Annotated in this window: 17 protein-coding genes; 10 read left to right on the top strand and 7 right to left on the bottom strand. The window is 65.2% G+C overall.

Translation table 11 applies throughout. From position 1 onward, the window contains the following. Positions 1 to 2: 2 nt before the first annotated feature. Entirely contained in the window at positions 3 to 536 is a 534-nt protein-coding gene (locus GTW58_RS14615; RefSeq protein WP_157980482.1) for a GNAT family N-acetyltransferase, read from the top strand. Then, positions 536 to 1,417: a spermidine synthase gene (locus GTW58_RS07950; RefSeq protein WP_119932925.1), complete on the top strand. Its 882-nt coding sequence runs from the start codon at positions 536 to 538 to the stop codon at positions 1,415 to 1,417. Before GTW58_RS14615 ends, GTW58_RS07950 begins: the two co-directional genes overlap by 1 nt. 168 nt (positions 1,418 to 1,585) lie before the next feature. On the opposite strand, the gene GTW58_RS07945 is transcribed toward GTW58_RS07950, so the two are convergent. Together GTW58_RS07945 and GTW58_RS07940 are read right to left on the bottom strand one after the other, a co-directional pair. Next, positions 1,586 to 2,329, bottom strand: a complete 744-nt coding sequence (locus GTW58_RS07945; protein ID WP_119932924.1) for a CPBP family intramembrane glutamic endopeptidase — start codon at positions 2,327 to 2,329, stop codon at positions 1,586 to 1,588. Continuing rightward, on the bottom strand, positions 2,329 to 3,699 hold the full coding sequence (locus tag GTW58_RS07940; protein ID WP_119932955.1) for an NCS2 family permease: 1,371 nt from the start codon (positions 3,697 to 3,699) through the stop codon (positions 2,329 to 2,331). Before GTW58_RS07940 ends, GTW58_RS07945 begins: the two co-directional genes overlap by 1 nt. Positions 3,700 to 4,061: 362 nt before the next feature. On the opposite strand from GTW58_RS07940, the gene GTW58_RS07935 reads away from it, so the two are divergent. Continuing rightward, positions 4,062 to 4,868 (top strand): HAD-IIA family hydrolase, encoded by an 807-nt coding sequence (locus tag GTW58_RS07935; RefSeq protein WP_052209410.1) that lies wholly within the window; start codon positions 4,062 to 4,064, stop codon positions 4,866 to 4,868. 112 nt (positions 4,869 to 4,980) lie between these two features. Beyond that, positions 4,981 to 5,958, top strand: a complete 978-nt coding sequence (locus GTW58_RS07930) for a hypothetical protein (RefSeq protein ID WP_119932923.1) — start codon at positions 4,981 to 4,983, stop codon at positions 5,956 to 5,958. Here the strand turns inward: GTW58_RS07930 and GTW58_RS07925 are convergent. The 5 genes from GTW58_RS07925 to GTW58_RS07905 form a co-directional block, all read right to left on the bottom strand. Beyond that, a complete protein-coding gene (locus GTW58_RS07925; RefSeq protein WP_047689070.1) occupies positions 5,928 to 6,329 on the bottom strand; it encodes a YchJ family protein in 402 nt (133 codons plus the stop codon). The genes GTW58_RS07930 and GTW58_RS07925 overlap by 31 nt on opposite strands. A gap of 123 nt (positions 6,330 to 6,452) precedes the next feature. Further along, positions 6,453 to 7,307 (bottom strand): glycosyltransferase family 2 protein, encoded by an 855-nt coding sequence (locus tag GTW58_RS07920; RefSeq protein WP_119932922.1) that lies wholly within the window; start codon positions 7,305 to 7,307, stop codon positions 6,453 to 6,455. Continuing rightward, positions 7,304 to 8,296, bottom strand: coding sequence for a glycosyltransferase (locus GTW58_RS14990; protein WP_119932921.1), 993 nt, complete (start codon positions 8,294 to 8,296; stop codon positions 7,304 to 7,306). The genes GTW58_RS07920 and GTW58_RS14990 overlap by 4 nt, the downstream gene beginning before the upstream one ends. Continuing rightward, a complete protein-coding gene (locus GTW58_RS07910) occupies positions 8,293 to 9,342 on the bottom strand; it encodes a glycosyltransferase (protein WP_047688853.1) in 1,050 nt (349 codons plus the stop codon). Before GTW58_RS07910 ends, GTW58_RS14990 begins: the two co-directional genes overlap by 4 nt. Beyond that, positions 9,339 to 10,427 carry a glycosyltransferase family protein gene (locus tag GTW58_RS07905; RefSeq protein WP_119932920.1) on the bottom strand — a complete coding sequence of 363 codons (1,089 nt, stop codon included), beginning with the start codon at positions 10,425 to 10,427 and terminating at the stop codon, positions 9,339 to 9,341. The genes GTW58_RS07910 and GTW58_RS07905 overlap by 4 nt, the downstream gene beginning before the upstream one ends. An 82-nt stretch (positions 10,428 to 10,509) precedes the next feature. Between GTW58_RS07905 and GTW58_RS07900 the strand changes: the two genes are divergently transcribed. From GTW58_RS07900 to GTW58_RS07875, 6 genes are read left to right on the top strand one after another with little or no spacing between them, the layout of a single operon-like run. Further along, positions 10,510 to 11,466, top strand: coding sequence for a WcbI family polysaccharide biosynthesis putative acetyltransferase (locus GTW58_RS07900; protein WP_198673427.1), 957 nt, complete (start codon positions 10,510 to 10,512; stop codon positions 11,464 to 11,466). Next, positions 11,463 to 12,455, top strand: a complete 993-nt coding sequence (locus GTW58_RS07895; protein WP_156125322.1) for a glycosyltransferase family protein — start codon at positions 11,463 to 11,465, stop codon at positions 12,453 to 12,455. Before GTW58_RS07900 ends, GTW58_RS07895 begins: the two co-directional genes overlap by 4 nt. Continuing rightward, positions 12,452 to 13,813 carry a glycosyltransferase family 2 protein gene (locus GTW58_RS07890; protein WP_157980481.1) on the top strand — a complete coding sequence of 454 codons (1,362 nt, stop codon included), beginning with the start codon at positions 12,452 to 12,454 and terminating at the stop codon, positions 13,811 to 13,813. Before GTW58_RS07895 ends, GTW58_RS07890 begins: the two co-directional genes overlap by 4 nt. A gap of 47 nt (positions 13,814 to 13,860) precedes the next feature. Further along, on the top strand, positions 13,861 to 15,024 hold the full coding sequence (locus GTW58_RS07885) for a glucose-1-phosphate adenylyltransferase family protein (protein WP_119932918.1): 1,164 nt from the start codon (positions 13,861 to 13,863) through the stop codon (positions 15,022 to 15,024). 55 nt (positions 15,025 to 15,079) lie between these two features. After that, entirely contained in the window at positions 15,080 to 15,277 is a 198-nt protein-coding gene (locus GTW58_RS07880; protein ID WP_047688855.1) for a hypothetical protein, read from the top strand. After that, positions 15,278 to 15,931: a hypothetical protein gene (locus GTW58_RS07875; RefSeq protein ID WP_119932917.1), complete on the top strand. Its 654-nt coding sequence runs from the start codon at positions 15,278 to 15,280 to the stop codon at positions 15,929 to 15,931. The last annotated feature ends 83 nt before the right edge of the window (positions 15,932 to 16,014 follow it).

Genomic DNA, 16,014 nt, shown 5'->3' with positions numbered 1-16,014 from the left:
ACGTGACCATTCGCCGCGGCACACCTGAGGACGCCGCGGCACTCACTGCTGTGCGCTTTGCCTGCCAGGCGGAGACCTACGGGCCGCTCTACGGGCCGGAATTCGTGGCTTCAATCCAGTCCGGTACCGGCACCGCTGAGGAAGATTTGCAGCACCTGAGCACCGTCGGCACCACTGTGCAGGTGGCTCAGGACGACGACGCCGCCCTGCTCGGCTTTGCGATTGCCGCCGACGGGCCCATGGACTGGGAGGCGGATGTGGCTCCCGATGTGATTGCCGCCCGCCAGTTGGTCAGTCTTTACACGCGCATCAGTACCCACGGGACGGGGCTGGGGCAACGCCTGCTCACGGCCGTACTGGCAGATCACGGCCCCGCCGAACCCGTGTATCTGTGGATCATGGCCGGCAATGACCGCGCTCATGCGTTCTACGCCAAACACGGTTTCACCCAGGTGGACCACCCGCCGTTTCCCGCCGAACACGCCTGGTCCGGGCAGTTCACCTACCGCATGCTGCGCCCGGGGCAGGTCGGCTGATGGGACGCAAACGTCAACGCACCCAACCCGAGCAACCCGCGGAGAGCAACGGCCCACACGCCGGGACCTGGGAGATCCAGACCGGCACGGTGGAGCTGGTCCCGGATGACCTGACACCCGGTGCTTGGACCGTGATGGTCAACGGTGTGCCGTCCTCCCACGTGGACCCGGCCCGCCCCGGTGACCTTGATTTCGAGTACATGCGCTGGATGGCTGCCGTGCTGCGCACCCACGTTCCTGCCCACCTGGATCCGCACAAACTCAGGGTCCTCCACCTGGGTGGGGGTGCGTGTTCCATGGCTCGGTGGCTGGCCCACGAATGGCCGGAGGCCCGCCAGGTGGTGGTGGAGCTGGATGCCCGCCTGGTGGATTTGGTCCGCGGTTGGTTCAACCTTCCCCGCGCACCCTTGCTGCGCATTCGAGCCGGTGAAGCCAGGGCGGTGACCGAGTCCCTGACGGAATCCACGCGGGATGTCATCATCCGCGACGTCTTTGCCGGTGCCGTGACACCGCCCTCCCTGACCACGGTGGAGTTCACCCGCGCGGTGGATCGGGTGCTGGATCCAGCCGGGATCTACCTGCTCAACGTGGGGGACGATCCCCAACTCAACGGGGTCCGCCAGGAGATCGCCGGCCTCAAGGCAGTTTTTGAGCACGTGGCCGCCGTGGCTGATCCCGCCATGTTCAAAGGACGACGACGCGGCAACGTGGTCCTGGCCGCATCGCATCGCCCACTGCCTGAATCCGGGACGGCAGAAGCGGCCACCATGACGCGCTCGCTGTTGGTGGACCCGGTACCGGCCCAGTACAAGGATCAGCGCTGGACAGCCACCTTTGCCGCAACGGTCCAGCCAAGGAGGGATCCGGCGTCGTCGTCGTGAAAAGGCGTTTGACAGGCAATTGACCGCTGGGAGGCGATCCCAGCGGTCATTTGCCTGTCAAACAGTGACGGTACCTTTCCGGCGGCTGATGAGCACCACATCAACCAGCGGCAGGACGTTCACAGCAATGGTGAACAGTGCGTTGCCCCAGGTGATCTGGGTGGCGTTCTAGGTGAGTAGGTTGGTGTTGTCCACCTGAATGGTGGGGGTGCCCAGGCTGTAGAGGTTGGTGATCAGGTGCAGGGCCAACGGCGCCTCAAGGCCACCGGTCAGGTAACCCGCGGCGGCGAACACCAGGCCGAAGGCCAGGAAAGCCGCCAGACCCGCGGCGTTGCCGGGGCGGTGCACCACGGCGAACAGGGCGGCGCTCACCAGCGCTGCAGTCACCAACCGGAGGCGCCATGCGGGCAGCAGCGCTGAGACCGATTGTTGAACGGCACCGCGGAAGGCCAGCTCCTCGCCGGTGACCTGGAACGGGATCACGGCAAAGACCACCAGGGTGGCCAGGATCCAGTCAGTGCGCTGAATGCCATGCACGTTGCCGATCAGGAACAGCGCCATGATCGGCACACAGGCCAGGGCGTAGAGACCGAACAGGCGCCACCGGAAGCTACCGGTCACGGACACGAGCCTGCCGGGGGTCAGGCGCAGCAGCACGCAGACAATGACCGTCAGGGTGACACCGGCCAGGAACAGGCCCGATGCTGCGGTGACCAGGGAGGCGAGGTCACCGGGCAGCACCGTGCCCAGCGGCGGTTGCAGCGTGAGGGTCACCAGGCTCAACACGATCAGTGCTGCAAACCCACCCAGCACCAGGCCCACCAGCGGACGCCACGGGGAGCGCCGCGGGTGGACGGCCTGTTCGGCAAAGTGGAGAACCGAGCCCGGGGGGATGACTTGGTTCGGGTTCATCAGCCGGCCCAGCCCTCAAGCACGCCGGTGCTGAAGAAGACCACAAAAGCGATGGCCACAACCCACATTAACGGGTGGATCTCCTTGATACGGCCCTGGACCACGCGGATGAACACGTAGGAGATGAACCCGGCGCCGATGCCGTCGGCAATCGAGTAGGTGAACGGCATGACCACAAAGGTCAGGAATGCCGGGACGGCAATGCCCCAGTCCTCCCAGTCGATCCGCACCACGTTCTTGGCCATGAGGAAGCCGACCACCACCATGGCGGGTGCCACGGCCTCGAACGGAACCACCTCAACCAGGGGGGTGATGAAGGTGGCCAGCAGGAACAGCACACCGGTGACCACGTTGGCCAGGCCGGTCCGAGCACCCTCGGCAATGCCCGTGGAGGATTCCACATAGATCTGGTTGGAGGACACCGAGCCCGCACCACCGGCCACCGCGCCAAAGGCATCCACCATCAGCACACGGTCAACGTTCTCGATCTTGCCGTCCTTGACCAGGCCCGCCTGATCGGAGAGGCCAACCATGGTGCCCATGGCGTCGAAGAAGATGGACAACAGGATGGTGAAGATCAACAGTGCTGCGGTGAAGGAGCTCAGCTGAGTGATGGCATCCAGCGGTGCGGCCTCGCCCAGCAGGGAGAGGTTGGGGAAGGACAGCAACGCGGTGGGGTTCTGCGGCACCACCAGGGACCAGCCGGTGGGGCTCTCCACAGAGGAACCGGAAGGCACCACAGCCTCCAGGATGTGGGCCAGTACACTGCCGGAAACCACGGCAATCAGAATCGCGCCCTTGATCTGGCGCACCATCAGGGCAACCGTCAGCAGCAGGGTCAGCACGAACACCAGGGTGGGCCACCCCACCAGGTGGCCACCCACGCCCAGGCTCACAGGCACCGTGGTGTTGGCCTCATCCGGTATGCGGCGCACGAATCCGGCGTTCACAAACCCGATCAGGGCAATGAACAGGCCGATTCCCACCACAATCGCGGTTTTCAACGACGACGGCACCGCGTTGAACACGGCCGTCCGGAAACCGGTGAGAACCAACACGAACATGATCAGACCGGCCCAGATGACCAGGCCCATGATCTGCGGCCACGTCAGCTCCGGGTGGGTGGCAATGGTGACTGCCAGGAACGCGTTCACGCCCAGACCGGTGGCCAGAGCAAACGGTGCCTTGGCGATCACGCCCATCAGAATGGTCAGAACACCGGCAATCAGGGCGGTCATGGCCGCAACGCGGTCGACACCCAAAGTGTTGCCGGCACCATCAGGGCCCAGCCCCAGGACCAGCGGGTTGAGCACCACGATGTAGCTCATGGCAATGAACGTGGCGATGCCGCCGCGGACCTCCCGGCCCATGTTGGAACCACGTTCAGTGATCAGAAAGTAACGGTCCAGGAATCCACGCCCTTGAGGGGCAGCGGGCTTCGCGGTGGACTCGGGAGCGGTATGGGACACGGTGCGGCTCCGGTGGCTGTGCGAGCGGTGAGGGTGAACTTGAAAGATCTTACGCTCACAGCGTTATCGAAAAGTGACCTCCGTGTTCCGGATCACGGACTCTGCAAAAGGCTGTGCCTGGGCCGCCAGGAGCCCTACCGTGAGGAGGGTGGGATGAAGGGCCGGGGTGGCGCGTCGTCGTCGTTCGGGCCTGGACAGAGCTGGAACTGATGCATGAAGTCACGGAGGGAAATCTCATGGGAGCACCGCGGACGCAACGTTTGATGGGCACCAACACCTGGCTGACAGACATGGACGGTGTGCTGGTCCGGGAGGAGGCCATGATTCCCGGTGCGGCTCGACTGCTTCAGCTGTGGCGTGAACGTGGCCAGCGCTTTCTGGTGCTGACCAACAACTCGATGTACACCCCACGCGACCTGTCCGCCCGCCTTGCACGTTCCGGGCTTCAGGTGCGCGAAAGTGAGTTGTGGACCTCCGCCCTGGCCACGGCGGAATTCCTGCGAGACCAATCCGCAGGTCACCGTGCGTACGTGATCGGTGAGGCCGGATTGACGACGGCGATGCACGAAGCCGGCTTTGTGCTCACGGACACCGACTGCGACTACGTGGTGTTGGGTGAAACCCGGACGTATTCGTTCGAGGCCATCACCAAGGCCATCCGGTTGATTGACGGCGGTGCGCGTTTCATTGCCACCAACCCGGACACCACGGGACCGTCTCCGGAGGGTCCACTGCCGGCAACGGGCGCGGTGGCAGCCATGATTTCCGCAGCCACCAAAACTGCCAAGCAGCCGTATGTTGTGGGCAAACCCAACCCCATGATGTTTCGCTCGGCACTGAACCGGATCGGTGCCCATTCGGAAACCACGGCCATGTTGGGCGACCGCATGGACACGGACATCATTGCCGGAATGGAGGCAGGCCTCTCTACGCTGCTGGTGCTGAGCGGTGTGACCAAACGGGAGCAGGTGGAGCAGTTCCCGTTCCGGCCCACCGCTGTCATGGAGTCCGTTCAAGATCTGGTGAACCTGCTGGACCAACCCGGACCGGACGGTTCAATGGACGGGTGACGGCGTGAGCTGTTGGGGCCTGTGAGAAGTCATCCGTTGGGATGACACAGGCCTGCCAGGATGGGCCTTGCGGCTGATGTGGCTGGGACAAGGGGATTCGTAATCTGAATCCATGGTTGTCACCTCAATAGTTCTGGCCCTGTTGGCCGCCGTCGGCTTGGCTGTTGGTGCCCACCTGCAGCATCACGCCGTCCGTGCGGCATCTGCGCAGCCCTTGCAGAACCGCGCGCCGTTGGTGCTGCGTCCGTTGTGGCTGCTGGGACTGGGGCTGCTGGCGCTGGAAACCGTGGTCAACATTGCGGCACTGAGTTTGGGGCCGGTGGCGCTGGTCCAGCCCATCGGTGCGGTGTCCCTGGTGGTGGCGGTCATGATCAGTGTGAATGTTCTGCGGCTCAAGGTCTCGCGGCAGTTGGTGGCAAGCATGGCATTGACCTTGGTGGGCGTTGCAGGATTTGTGGGAATCTCTGCGGCTCATGCCCAGACCGGGCCACTGATCCCGGGGACAGTCACCTGGCTCAACGGCCTGCTGATTCTCTTCAGCCTGGTGGGGGCCGTACTGGCGGCAACCCGCGCCAGTCACCTGGCCCTGGTGGCCGTGGCAGGACTGGCGTTCGGAACCGTGGCGGCATCTGCCCATGTGGCGACCACCTCGGTTGCCCGGGTGATGAGCAGTGGCGGTGGCTGGGCGGGAGCCCTTGAACTTCTCACGCACGGCATGTTGATCACCGTGGTGGGGATGGCGCTGGCCTCCGCAGTGGGCATGTGGGTGGTGCAGGTGGCCTACTCATCAGGGCCTCCGGAAACGGTGTTGGCCGGGCTGACCATGGTGGACCCCATGATGGCGGTGTTCATTGGTGCAGTGGTGCTGCGCGAGTATGCCGACTTGGGGGCTGCGGCGCTGGTGGGATTGATGTTGACGGGCGCTGCCGCCGTGGCGGGGGTGGTCCTGTTGGCCCGCTTCCACCCGGATGTCCGGGGCCAGATGGTGGAACAAACCGCCTCAAGCGCGGGCACGTTCCAGAGCGCTGAGCATGGCCGAAAACTACTGGTTCCGGCGGTTCACACGGACATGAGCGTTCCGTCCAGGTAGAACCACACGCCGTCGTGGCGACGGAAGCGGGAGTTCTCCCGTTGGGTTCCCCGGGGTGCCTGGGTGCCGGGCATGGGCTTGTAGTGCGCGGTGAAGTCCACGGTGCCCCAGTCCTCGAACGGGCCGCCGCCGGTGGTCTGGTTGATGTCCAGGCGGTACCAGCGCAGATCCGGGTCAAGGTCCATGGACAACGGGCGGGTGGCGGGGTCCCAGGTGCGCAGGAGGTAGGCGTCGTCGCCCACAGCAAAGGCGGAAAAGCGCGAGCGCATGAGGGTCTCTGCCGTGGGTGCCGGTTTGCCGTGGTGGAACGGGCGGCAGCAGTTGCCGTAGGTGTCCCCCGAGCCGCATGGGCAGCGGGTGTCAGCGTCCATTGCTGCACCTCCCTATGCGGTGGTTGAGGACGTGGAGTTGGTGGTGGAGACAGTCATAGCGATGGGTACTGTTCCACATCTGTCCCTCAATGTGCTGTGAGACAGCTGACGGTGAAAGCAAGCTCACTGACCTGTGGCCTCCCATCGGTCACCGGTGAATCGGACCAGGCCCTGCTCTTCAAAGGCTTCCAGCCATCCGGTCATGGGCCACCACCCCCACCGGATGTGGAACAGGTGGGCGTTGGTCAGGATTTCTGTCAGGTGTTCCACGGGAGGTGAGGACACCGCGTGCCACTGGTGATAGGCGTGGGCACCACCCACCCAGGTCAGGGCCGTCCCACGGTCATGCAGGTTCATGGCAAAGTCCGTGTCCTCACCCCCATATCCGGTGAACGCCTCACAGAATCCTCCAAAGGCGCAGCGGGTCTGTTCCCACAGGTTTGTGGTCATGGCAAAGGACAGGGACCAGAACAGTGTGTACTCGTCCTGCGTGGCTGTTTGCAGCTGCCCCGGCGGGGGAGCGGGGCGGGCCGGATGTGGGGCGGTGTGCTCCACAACATGCTCCAGGGCGCTGGGCTCACCCAGGGAGGCAGGCTCAGGCAGCCAGGTGTCCTGGGGCAGATAGGTCACCGGACCGCACAGCACAGAGGGAGCATTTTGTGCTGCGGCGGCACGCTGGTAGAAGCGCACCAGATCGGGTCCCGGGATGCAGTCCGCATCCAAGAAGATCAGCAGCTCAGCACCTGCCGCCACGGCTGCATCCCCGCCGGCATTGCGCGCGGCGGCCAGATTCACCGGCCTGGGGCCTGTGCTGTCCACGGCTGAGGTGTGTTCCAGAGAAAACGGCTGCTCACCGATCATCACGGTGTGGTGGGTGACCGGCGGTGCCCAGTGCGCCAGGGCCGCGATCTGCCGCTGAACATGGGTCCGCCGGTCACGGGAGCACAGGGTGATCACGTGGGTGTTCGGAGCGTTCATCCGGCCACCTCACGGATGACGTGTGCTGCCCGCTGCACAGCCCCTTGGGTTTCCCACCGGTGCCAGTCCGGGCGCAAATCCAAAGCTTCCCGCACCAGGTGCTCCCACTGCCGCACCGGTGTCACCTGGCCCGCCACACTGTCCGCGGTCACGGCCAGTCCCGCCTCCCGCAGGATTCGCGCGGTGGCCTCCTGTTCCTGGAAGGGCCGCTCCTGGGCAACGACGACGGCCCGCCGCCCCAGTGCCGCAACATCTGCCACGGAGTTCTGCCCTGCCGCGGTGATGATCACATCCGCTCGTTCCAAAAGGTTGCGGGGATCGGGCACCCAGGTACGCCCGCCGATCACGATGCAGTCGAATCCGGCCAGATTCAGGTGCGTCACGACGTCGTCCCAGTAACCCTCCGGGGAATCCGTACCCCCGGTGCCGAACATGATGACCACGCGGGGGCGGGTGCTCGAGGCAGGTGGCAGGTCCAGATCACCGGTGGGGAACCTGCTGATCCCACCGACCTGATGAACGCGGTCCGCCACGTGGGCCAGGTGTTCCGGGACAGGGACCCACCGGGGCCAGGCCGCGATTACGGCATCGGCCAGGCTGTAGCCCAGCATGTGCGGGGCGTCAGGGCGGTGCCCGGGCATGGCCTGGACCGTCACGGGAACCCCCATGGCCCGCACCAGAACGGCAACCTCCACGGAGACGTCCACGTGGAAGGCCGCCGGGCGGTGCTCCTGGATCCAGGTAGCAATCGCGGCCATTCGGTCGGCCAGTCCGCGGTGGCCGGGCGGGGCCCAGTGCAATACACCGTGCGCGGTCAGCTGGGCTGGGGTGAGCCCAGCCGAGGCAGGAGCATCCAGGGGCAGGACCACCTCTGCGTCATCCCGGGAGGACAGGATGGCGGTGGAATGCGTGACGGAAAGTTCCGCAGCCAGGGCCCGGCAGCGCGTCATGTGCCCTGAGCCGTGGTGGTGTGCGTAGAAACCGATCACCGAGCCAGCACCCCTTCAAACAACTCCATGTAGTGGCGCAGCATGATCTGCAGGTCAAAACGCTCCACGGCTATGGCGCGGGCCTGGGAACGAGGTTGCTTTAGGGCCGCGCGGACAGCGCGGGCCAGGTCGTCGACGTCGTCGGGAATCGCCAAGTGATCCGGGGTGTCCTGGAGGACCTCGGTGACTCCACCGCGGCTGAAGGCCGCCACCGGCGTTGCGCAGGAGAGGGCCTCAATGGTGACCAGACCGAATGGTTCATCCCACTGCGGGGTGACCAGGGCAACGTCAGCCCGACCCACTGTAGCGGCGATCTCCTGCGGGGAGCGGACACCCATCCATCGGATGTCCGGACCCAGGCGGGGGCGGATCTCGCGTTCAAAGTACGCGGGCTCTGCGCTGCGGCCGATCAAGGTCAGCGGCAACCCCAGGCGGCGGCACGCGTCAATGGCCAGGTGAGGCGCCTTCTCCCGGGTGATGCGCCCGAACCACACCGCACCGTCCCCTCCGGGGCCCGGCCGCCACTGCTCCGTGTCCACGCCGTTGTGAATCACGTCTGCAGGCCGCGGGAGGTTCCACTGGCGTGCCGTGAAGTGACTGACCGCTGCAAATCGGCCATTGGCGGGTCCCAGGGTGTCCACGGTCTGCTGCATGTTCGGCTGGGGTGGCACGTGCAGTGTGGTCAGCAGCGGCGGCGCCTGATGCGGGTCCAACATGAGCATGCTGGGGTGGGTGCTGTTGTTGTGGATCAAATCGTAGTCAGAGGCCTCCAGGTACTCACGCACCCGCAGATACGCCTGCGTTTCCGACTCCACACCACCTGGCGGGTAGGCATCATCCCGGGCCAGTGACTCAAATCCCGTCCAGTCCACACCGGGGAACTCCAGGGGCTCGTGATGCCCCACGGAGCCACGCGCAGCAAACAAGTCCACACTCACACCGCGGTGGCGCAGGGCGGTGACCAGGCGGTGCACAAAAACTTCCAAACCGCCGCCGAAGGGCGGGGCAATGGGCAACCGGGAGGGACCCACCACAGCAACCTTCACGGGGTCACCTCCGTGGGTCCGGCACCCTGGATCTGGGCCACCGCTCGGGTGTAGATCTCCAGGTGGGTTCGTACAGCCTCGGCCTGTTGAGCCTCACGATCCACGACCATCGGCAGGGGACCCCGCTCCAGCGCACGCTCAACGGCGTGAGCGGCCTGGGCGCCGTCACCGGTGGTGTACGGGACCACGGCCCCGGGGCGGTCGGCCTGATCCGCAAAGTGCCCGGTGCTCGGTGCCACCACGGTGACCCCCAGGTCCCGGCACATCTCCAGCCACCCGGAGTGACTTCCGTGGGTGTAGGGCAGGATCACGACGTCGAACCCCGCCACCGCTGTGAACAACTGGTGGTCGGAAAACCGTTCATGCAGATGCAGATGCTCACCCAGGCCGTGGTACAAAGCGGTCACCAGTGGGTGTTGGGCGGCGCTGTGGTGGGCAAAGATCGTCAACTGCCCACGGCGCAGATGGCGCTCCAGCTCCATGTAGAACTCAGGATCCGTGACCGTGTTGGTGCGGATGTCCTTGAGGAACACGGCCACACGTTGACCATTGCGGTGCGGGGCAACCTGCTCACGGATCTTCCCGGCCTGCACCGGGAGCACCACGTACGGGTGAGGTGCCACGGTGGCCACCCGACCGTGGCGGTAATGGATGGCGCGGGCGGCGGAATCGGTCAGGGTGATCACCTGATGGGCGGCCTCAAGCAACACGTCCAGACGTTTCAGGTGTTCGGTCTGGTCTGTCAGGTGGGGATTCTCAAGGTCATGGACCGTCACCACCAGGGCCACTCCGGAAGCCTTGCACTGCGCCACAAAGGCCTGGATCTGTTCAACGGAACGGTGCTCGAATCCAAAATGCAGGTGCACCAGATCCAGGCGGTCAGCGTGTTCCGCCAGCTGCTGTGCATCCAACAGCGGGTGCGGGAACCATTGACCAGGTTGAAGGTCGGTCGGGGGCTGTGGCTGCCAAGCCGTGACCTGCGTAGGCCCAGGAAGAACGGCGTCAACGTAGGCGTGGTGCGCCGGAATGGAGGCCACACGGAGGCGTTGTTCGTCTCGGTGGGACATGGTGGTCTCTGGTGTCACCGGGACTCACCCCCTGGGCGGCGGTGGCTTCCGGCAAGGTCACCCGTACGGCCTGGATCATCACCGTGCTTAGGATCTAGGCATGAACATGGACGGGCGCAGAGCCCATTACGGCGACTTCTACGGCTGGGATCGTGGGGGAGTGCGGCAGATGGGTGACCCCCAGGGCAATCACCGGCCCCTGCTGATGGTGGTGGGCAACTGCCAGGCCGAATCCCTGCGGATCGTGCTGGAGAGCACGGGTGGGGTGAACAGCATCCGTGTGCCGCCGGTGTTCGAGTGGACGGCAGAAGACCTCCACATCGTGAACCTGATCCTGCCGCACCTGGACGCCTTGGTGATGCAGCCTGTCCGCAACGACTACCGGGGGCTGGCCTGCGGTACAGAGCAGCTCGAGGCGCGCTTGCGCCCGGGCGCATCCAGCGTCCGATTCCCTGTGCTGCGGTATTCAGGTCTGCACCCCTTTCACGTCATTGTCCGGGACCCGGAGGACCCGTCACTGAACCCACCGCTGGTCCCATATCACGACCTCCGCACGGTGATTGCCGCGCATCTGGGGATGCGTGTGCCCACGGAGGTGGAAGTGGATGTTGGGGCGCTGCAGAAAGGTGCGCGCGAATCGCTGGGTCAGCTCCAGCGCCGTGAACAGTCCCACGGCACCGTTGTGGTCTCAGATGAACTGATGAAGCACCCGCATTGGCACACCATCAATCACCCAGATAACAGTACACTTATCCTTTTGGCGCAGAGGGTGGTTGAGACGCTTCTCATAAGTGGGCTGATTGATGCCCCAGGTCGTGAACTCCTGGGTTCCCTGGAGGCTCCCGTGGACCCGGCCGTGGCGCAGGCGTTGAACGCCCCGTTGCGCCCCGATGCCTCCACGGACTGGCGCTTGGGTCCCAACGACGACGCCCCGCGCCTCACCGTGGCCCAGGTGGCAGAAGCCCAGCTCGATTTCTACCGGGCCCGGCCCCACCTGGTGGCACAGGCCATGCAGCGCCATGAGGAACGCATCCACATCCTGGGGCTGCTCCCATGACCGGGAATACAAGGTTGATCCGCCACATCCTGCACGGGCCACCGCGTCACGGGGTGACCCGCTACGGCCGCCATCTGTTCACAGCCCTGCAGGAGGACGCGGACGTCACGGGGCACATGTACTGCGATGAGCAATCCACCACCACACCGGAGCTGGTGCACGTGACGTTCACGGACCACCTGTTCGGGTCCACCCCGGATGATGCTGTGACCGCCGTCGTGGAGATGGCCGGCGGCGCACCGTTGAGCGTGAGTCTGCATGACGTCCCGCAGGAGCAGGAGGGGGCGGTGCGGTTTGAACGTCGTCGTCGGGCCTATGTTCGGTTGATCCAAGAAGCCACAGTGGTGGTGGTGAACTCCGAGCACGAAGCCACGGCGTTGCGTACCTGGGTCCCCGCCCAGGCGGCCACGGTGCACGTGGTGCCGTTGCCCCTGGAGGTCAGTGGGACGCATCGGGTGCCAAAAAATCTCCATGAAGGTGTGCTCACGGTGGGGCTGATGGGATTCATCTACCCGGGCAAGGGCTACGAGCGCGTGGTGGAGGCCGCTGCGCCGGGAAGTTCCGTGGTGATGATCGGTGAGGTCGCCCAGGGGCACGCCGAGTACGTGGGGCAGCTGCAAGCCCAGGCCGAACGGCGGGGTGTTTCCGTGCAGATCACCGGGTATGTACCTGATGACCAGTTGGCACAGCACCTGCACGCGGTGGATGTTGCCGTGTGTCCGCATCTGCACGTGTCCGCATCCGGGTCCTTGAACACGTGGATCGCCCACGGGCGCAGGCCGCTGGTGCTCACCGGGGGTTACATGGAGGAAGTGGCGCGCCGGTGGCCGGAGCTGGTCCACCTGGTGGAGCCCCACAACCTGGGGCAAGCCATGAATGCTGCAGCGCACGCCCCGGAGTCCACATGGATCACAGGTCAACTTCCGCAGTGGGGTTGGCCGGAGGTCGCGCGGGAGTACCAGCGGATCTGGGCGACGGTGCTGCCATGACCTCGCCCACGCCACCCACGGTTTGTGTGGTCGTCCCGTACTTCAACGACGCCGCCGGGCTCAAGGCCGTCCTGGAAGGCGTGATCCGTCAGGACTATCCGGGTGTGATCCACGTGGTGGTGGCCGATGACGGCTCCACCGTTGCTGCCGACCCGGGTACGCTGCAGCCGGACGACGGCAGCCGTCCCGTCACGGTGACCGTGGTGCGTCAGGAAGATCACGGGTTCCGTGCCGCTGCCGCCAGGAACCTTGGCGCTGCGGCCGCGACTGCGCAGATCCTGGCCTTCCTGGACGGTGACACCATCCCACAACCCGGTTATCTCAGTGCGGTGGTTCAGACTCTCAGTCGGGAACCACGGGCCGTGGTGGTGGGGACCCGAACACACGTTGACACCACCCAGGATCCACCGATGGACCTAGGGCAACCGCAGTGGTTGGCGGACGCCTGGGAAGCCACGGACCACTTGCGCGGCGGAGATGACACCAACTTCCGGTTTGTGATCTCCGCCGTGCTGTCCTGCCGGGCGGAGGTGTTCTGGGAGATCGGTGGTTTTGACACCTCCATGGTGGGCTACGGCGGTGAGGACTGGGAGTTCGCCTGGCAGGCCCACGTGCGTGGTTTTGATCTGCGGCACCAACCTGCAGCGCTCGCGGTGCACCGGGGTGCTGACTGGGGTGGGCGGTCGGCTGCGGACCGCGCAGCTGCCGTGCAGGTGAAGAATGCTGAGACATTGCGCCTGGGCTCCCGGATCACACACCCCACGGTTCGTCTGCCCGGCGTGGTCCACGCCGTTGCGGACGTGGCCGTGACTCTCCCGCTTGGGCCCCAGACTTTCGGTGGTGCGTGGCAGGCAGGTGCTGTGGTCCTGGCGGTGACGGACCTGCTGGGTGCCGGCGATGTTCATGTGACGGTCCGCGGGGCAGCCGATGGCGCGGTTTCCCCAGAGGTACTTCAAGCCTTTGCCGCTGATCCCCGGGTACGGTTCACCGGCCCCGCGGAGGCCGGCCCCGCGGAGGCCGGCCCCGCTGAGACGGGTTCGGTGGAGGTGAGTTCAGCGGAGGTGGGTTCCGCCGGTGAGGTTCAGGGGCGGGTGGTGCCGCGGTTCGACGTCGTGGTGGTGCGTGCCTGCCACATCCCTGCCGGCGGTCTGCAAGCGGTGTGTGAACAAATCTCCCAAGCCGGTGGAGCGTGGGAAGTGGCCACCGTGGACGGGGACGTGCTGCTGCATGTGACGCCCCGGCGAGCAGCAGCGCGTGGCGAGCGCCAGGTCACCCGAATCACGCGAGACTGGACCCCGGTGGATGGGGCACCGGCGCTGGAAGGCGAGCTGCGGCGTCGTGGTCAGACCTACTGTTAAGTCTGCTTGTTACCTAGACTCGTGGAAGCTGCTCGGAAAGGACTGGCATGCACATTCCCAAGACGTTGGCCCTGATTCTGGCCGGGGGCAAAGGTTCGCGGCTTGGTGAACTGACCGAGCACAAGGTCAAACCGGCCTTGCCGATCGCGGGGACCTACCGGCTGATCGATGTTTCCATGTCCAACCTGATGCACTCCCACATCTCTGACGTCTGGGTGGTGCAGCAGTACCTGCCCCACAGTCTCAACGTCCACTTGGCCAACGGGCGCCCGTGGGACTTTGACCGCACGCACGGAGGATTGCACGTACTGCCCCCGTTCCAAGGTGCGGACGGGGAGGGTTTTGCCCAGGGCAACTCGGATTCGATCTTCAGGCAGCGCGAACTGATACAGGGGTTCGACCCGGACCTGGTGCTGGTGCTCAGCGCCGATCACCTCTACACCATCAACTTCCTGGACGTGATTGACACCCACGTCCGTCAACACGCGGACCTGACCGTGGTCACCACGGAGGTGGCTGAGGATGCCTCCCGTTACTCCGTGGTGCAAACGGACACCCAGGGATCCGTGGTCGATTTCCAGTACAAACCCCAGGAACCCGCGGGGCACCTGGTGGCAGGGGAGATGTTCCTGTTCCGTGCGGACTCCCTCCTGGAAGCCCTGGACGCCCTGCACACCGAACGCGGGGAACTGGGCGACTACGGGGAGGACCTGCTGCCGTGGTTCGTGGCCAACCGCACCGTGGTGGAGCACCGCCTGGACGGCTACTGGATGGACCTGGGAACCCTGCAGTCCTACTGGACCGCGCACATGCAGATCCTGGACGACGACGGCGCCACCCTGGATGACCCCCACTGGCCCATCCTCTCCGCCCAGCCCCAACTCCTGCCCGCCCGTGTGGCCGATTCCGCCCAGATCAGCCATTCCATGATTGCGGCCGGTTCCCGGGTGGCAGGCGTGGTGGAGCACTCCGTGGTGGGCACAGGTGCTGTGATCGAGGACGGCGCCGTGGTCCGCAACAGCGTTCTGTTGGACGGGGTGCACGTTGGCTCAGGGGTGGTCCTGGAGAACGTGATCGCGGACGTGGGAGCCCAGATCACCGGAGGCCAGAAACGTGGCACGGCCAAGGGCGTGACCCTGATCGGGGAAGACGGACTGGTGGCCACCGCAGAAGACTTCGACCGCACGGCAACGTTACCGCAAGGGTTCTGAACCTTTGGCGGTGGAGACCCGGCAAGAACACGTATGAACGAGCAAGGAGAAACTCATGCAGCAGAACGATCCCCAGGCAACCGCCGCAGGCAAGGGCCAGGACTCCATCAAGATGGACCCGGCCGAGGAGCAGGAGGTGTTGGACCAGGCCCAGAGCGCCAACAGCTCTGAGGTGGACCCGGCAGAACCCGCGGATGAGGGCGTGGGCGCCATGACTGATGACCAGGACATCACCCCGGCCACGGACAACTGAGTGCCCGGTTCCACCGACTCCAATCTCGGTTTCACCGGCTCAAACAGGGCGTTGGCGCCTCGGCACGCTGCTGCTGTTGGCGCCAACGCCTTGTTGGTGATCTTGGCCGCTGCAGGGTTCTGGCGGGCGGTCCCTGAAAGTGGCTGGCTCATGGTGGTCTACTACACCCACTTGAGCAATGCAGTGGCCCTGGTCTCCGCCCTGCTGCTGGTTGTTGCCCTGCTCCGTGGGGGCGTTGTTCCCGGATGGGTGCGCAGCCTGCGCTATGTGGCCACCTGCATGCTGGTTCTGACCTTCCTGGTCAGCTTGCTGGTGCTGGTTCCGTTGGGTTCCAGTTTTGTGGGGATGTTCTTCCAGGGCAGTGGTCTGTTCCACCACCTGCTGTGTCCTGCGGTGTCCTTGATCTCCTACCTGGTGGTGGAGGACAAGACCACGCTGCGCAGACCCTGGATGCTCATGGTGGCCGTGACCTTGTCCTACGGGCTGACGTTTCTGCTGCTGAACACCTGGAACCTCTACCTGGGGCCCTACCCGTTCCTGGAGGTGCACAACCAGTCCTGGGTGGAGACCGTGGTCTGGTTCTTGGTCCTGGTGGGTTCGGCATGGGTGGTGGGCGTGGCACTCGCCTGGTCGCGTCGAGCCGGTACGCGTTAGGCCCGGCACGGTACGCATGTGGCCAGCTCCGGCGTAGAAAATTGGCCAAACACGTACCGGCGCGGGCGCTGAGGGGGCCGAAC

The sequence above is a fragment of the Kocuria subflava genome (genome assembly GCF_012163155.1).
GTDB lineage: Bacteria > Actinomycetota > Actinomycetes > Actinomycetales > Micrococcaceae > Kocuria > Kocuria subflava.
The sequence above is the reverse complement of the archived record's forward strand: the minus strand, read 5'-3'. Positions and strand labels throughout refer to the sequence as shown.

Excerpts from the sequence above, each read along its gene's own strand:
- GTW58_RS07940 (WP_119932955.1), bottom strand. The coding sequence starts at position 3,699 with ATGGGCCGGGAGGTCCGCGGCGGCATCGCCACGTTCATTGCCATGAGC.
- GTW58_RS07935 (WP_052209410.1), top strand. The coding sequence starts at position 4,062 with ATGGGCACCAACACCTGGCTGACAGACATGGACGGTGTGCTGGTCCGG.
- GTW58_RS07900 (WP_198673427.1), top strand. The coding sequence starts at position 10,510 with ATGAACATGGACGGGCGCAGAGCCCATTACGGCGACTTCTACGGCTGG.
- GTW58_RS07950 (WP_119932925.1), top strand. The coding sequence starts at position 536 with ATGGGACGCAAACGTCAACGCACCCAACCCGAGCAACCCGCGGAGAGC.
- GTW58_RS07895 (WP_156125322.1), top strand. The coding sequence starts at position 11,463 with ATGACCGGGAATACAAGGTTGATCCGCCACATCCTGCACGGGCCACCG.
- GTW58_RS07945 (WP_119932924.1), bottom strand. The coding sequence starts at position 2,329 with ATGAACCCGAACCAAGTCATCCCCCCGGGCTCGGTTCTCCACTTTGCC.
- GTW58_RS07885 (WP_119932918.1), top strand. The coding sequence starts at position 13,861 with ATGCACATTCCCAAGACGTTGGCCCTGATTCTGGCCGGGGGCAAAGGT.
- GTW58_RS07890 (WP_157980481.1), top strand. The coding sequence starts at position 12,452 with ATGACCTCGCCCACGCCACCCACGGTTTGTGTGGTCGTCCCGTACTTC.
- GTW58_RS07880 (WP_047688855.1), top strand. The coding sequence starts at position 15,080 with ATGCAGCAGAACGATCCCCAGGCAACCGCCGCAGGCAAGGGCCAGGAC.
- GTW58_RS07930 (WP_119932923.1), top strand. The coding sequence starts at position 4,981 with ATGGTTGTCACCTCAATAGTTCTGGCCCTGTTGGCCGCCGTCGGCTTG.
- GTW58_RS07925 (WP_047689070.1), bottom strand. The coding sequence starts at position 6,329 with ATGGACGCTGACACCCGCTGCCCATGCGGCTCGGGGGACACCTACGGC.
- GTW58_RS07920 (WP_119932922.1), bottom strand. The coding sequence starts at position 7,307 with ATGAACGCTCCGAACACCCACGTGATCACCCTGTGCTCCCGTGACCGG.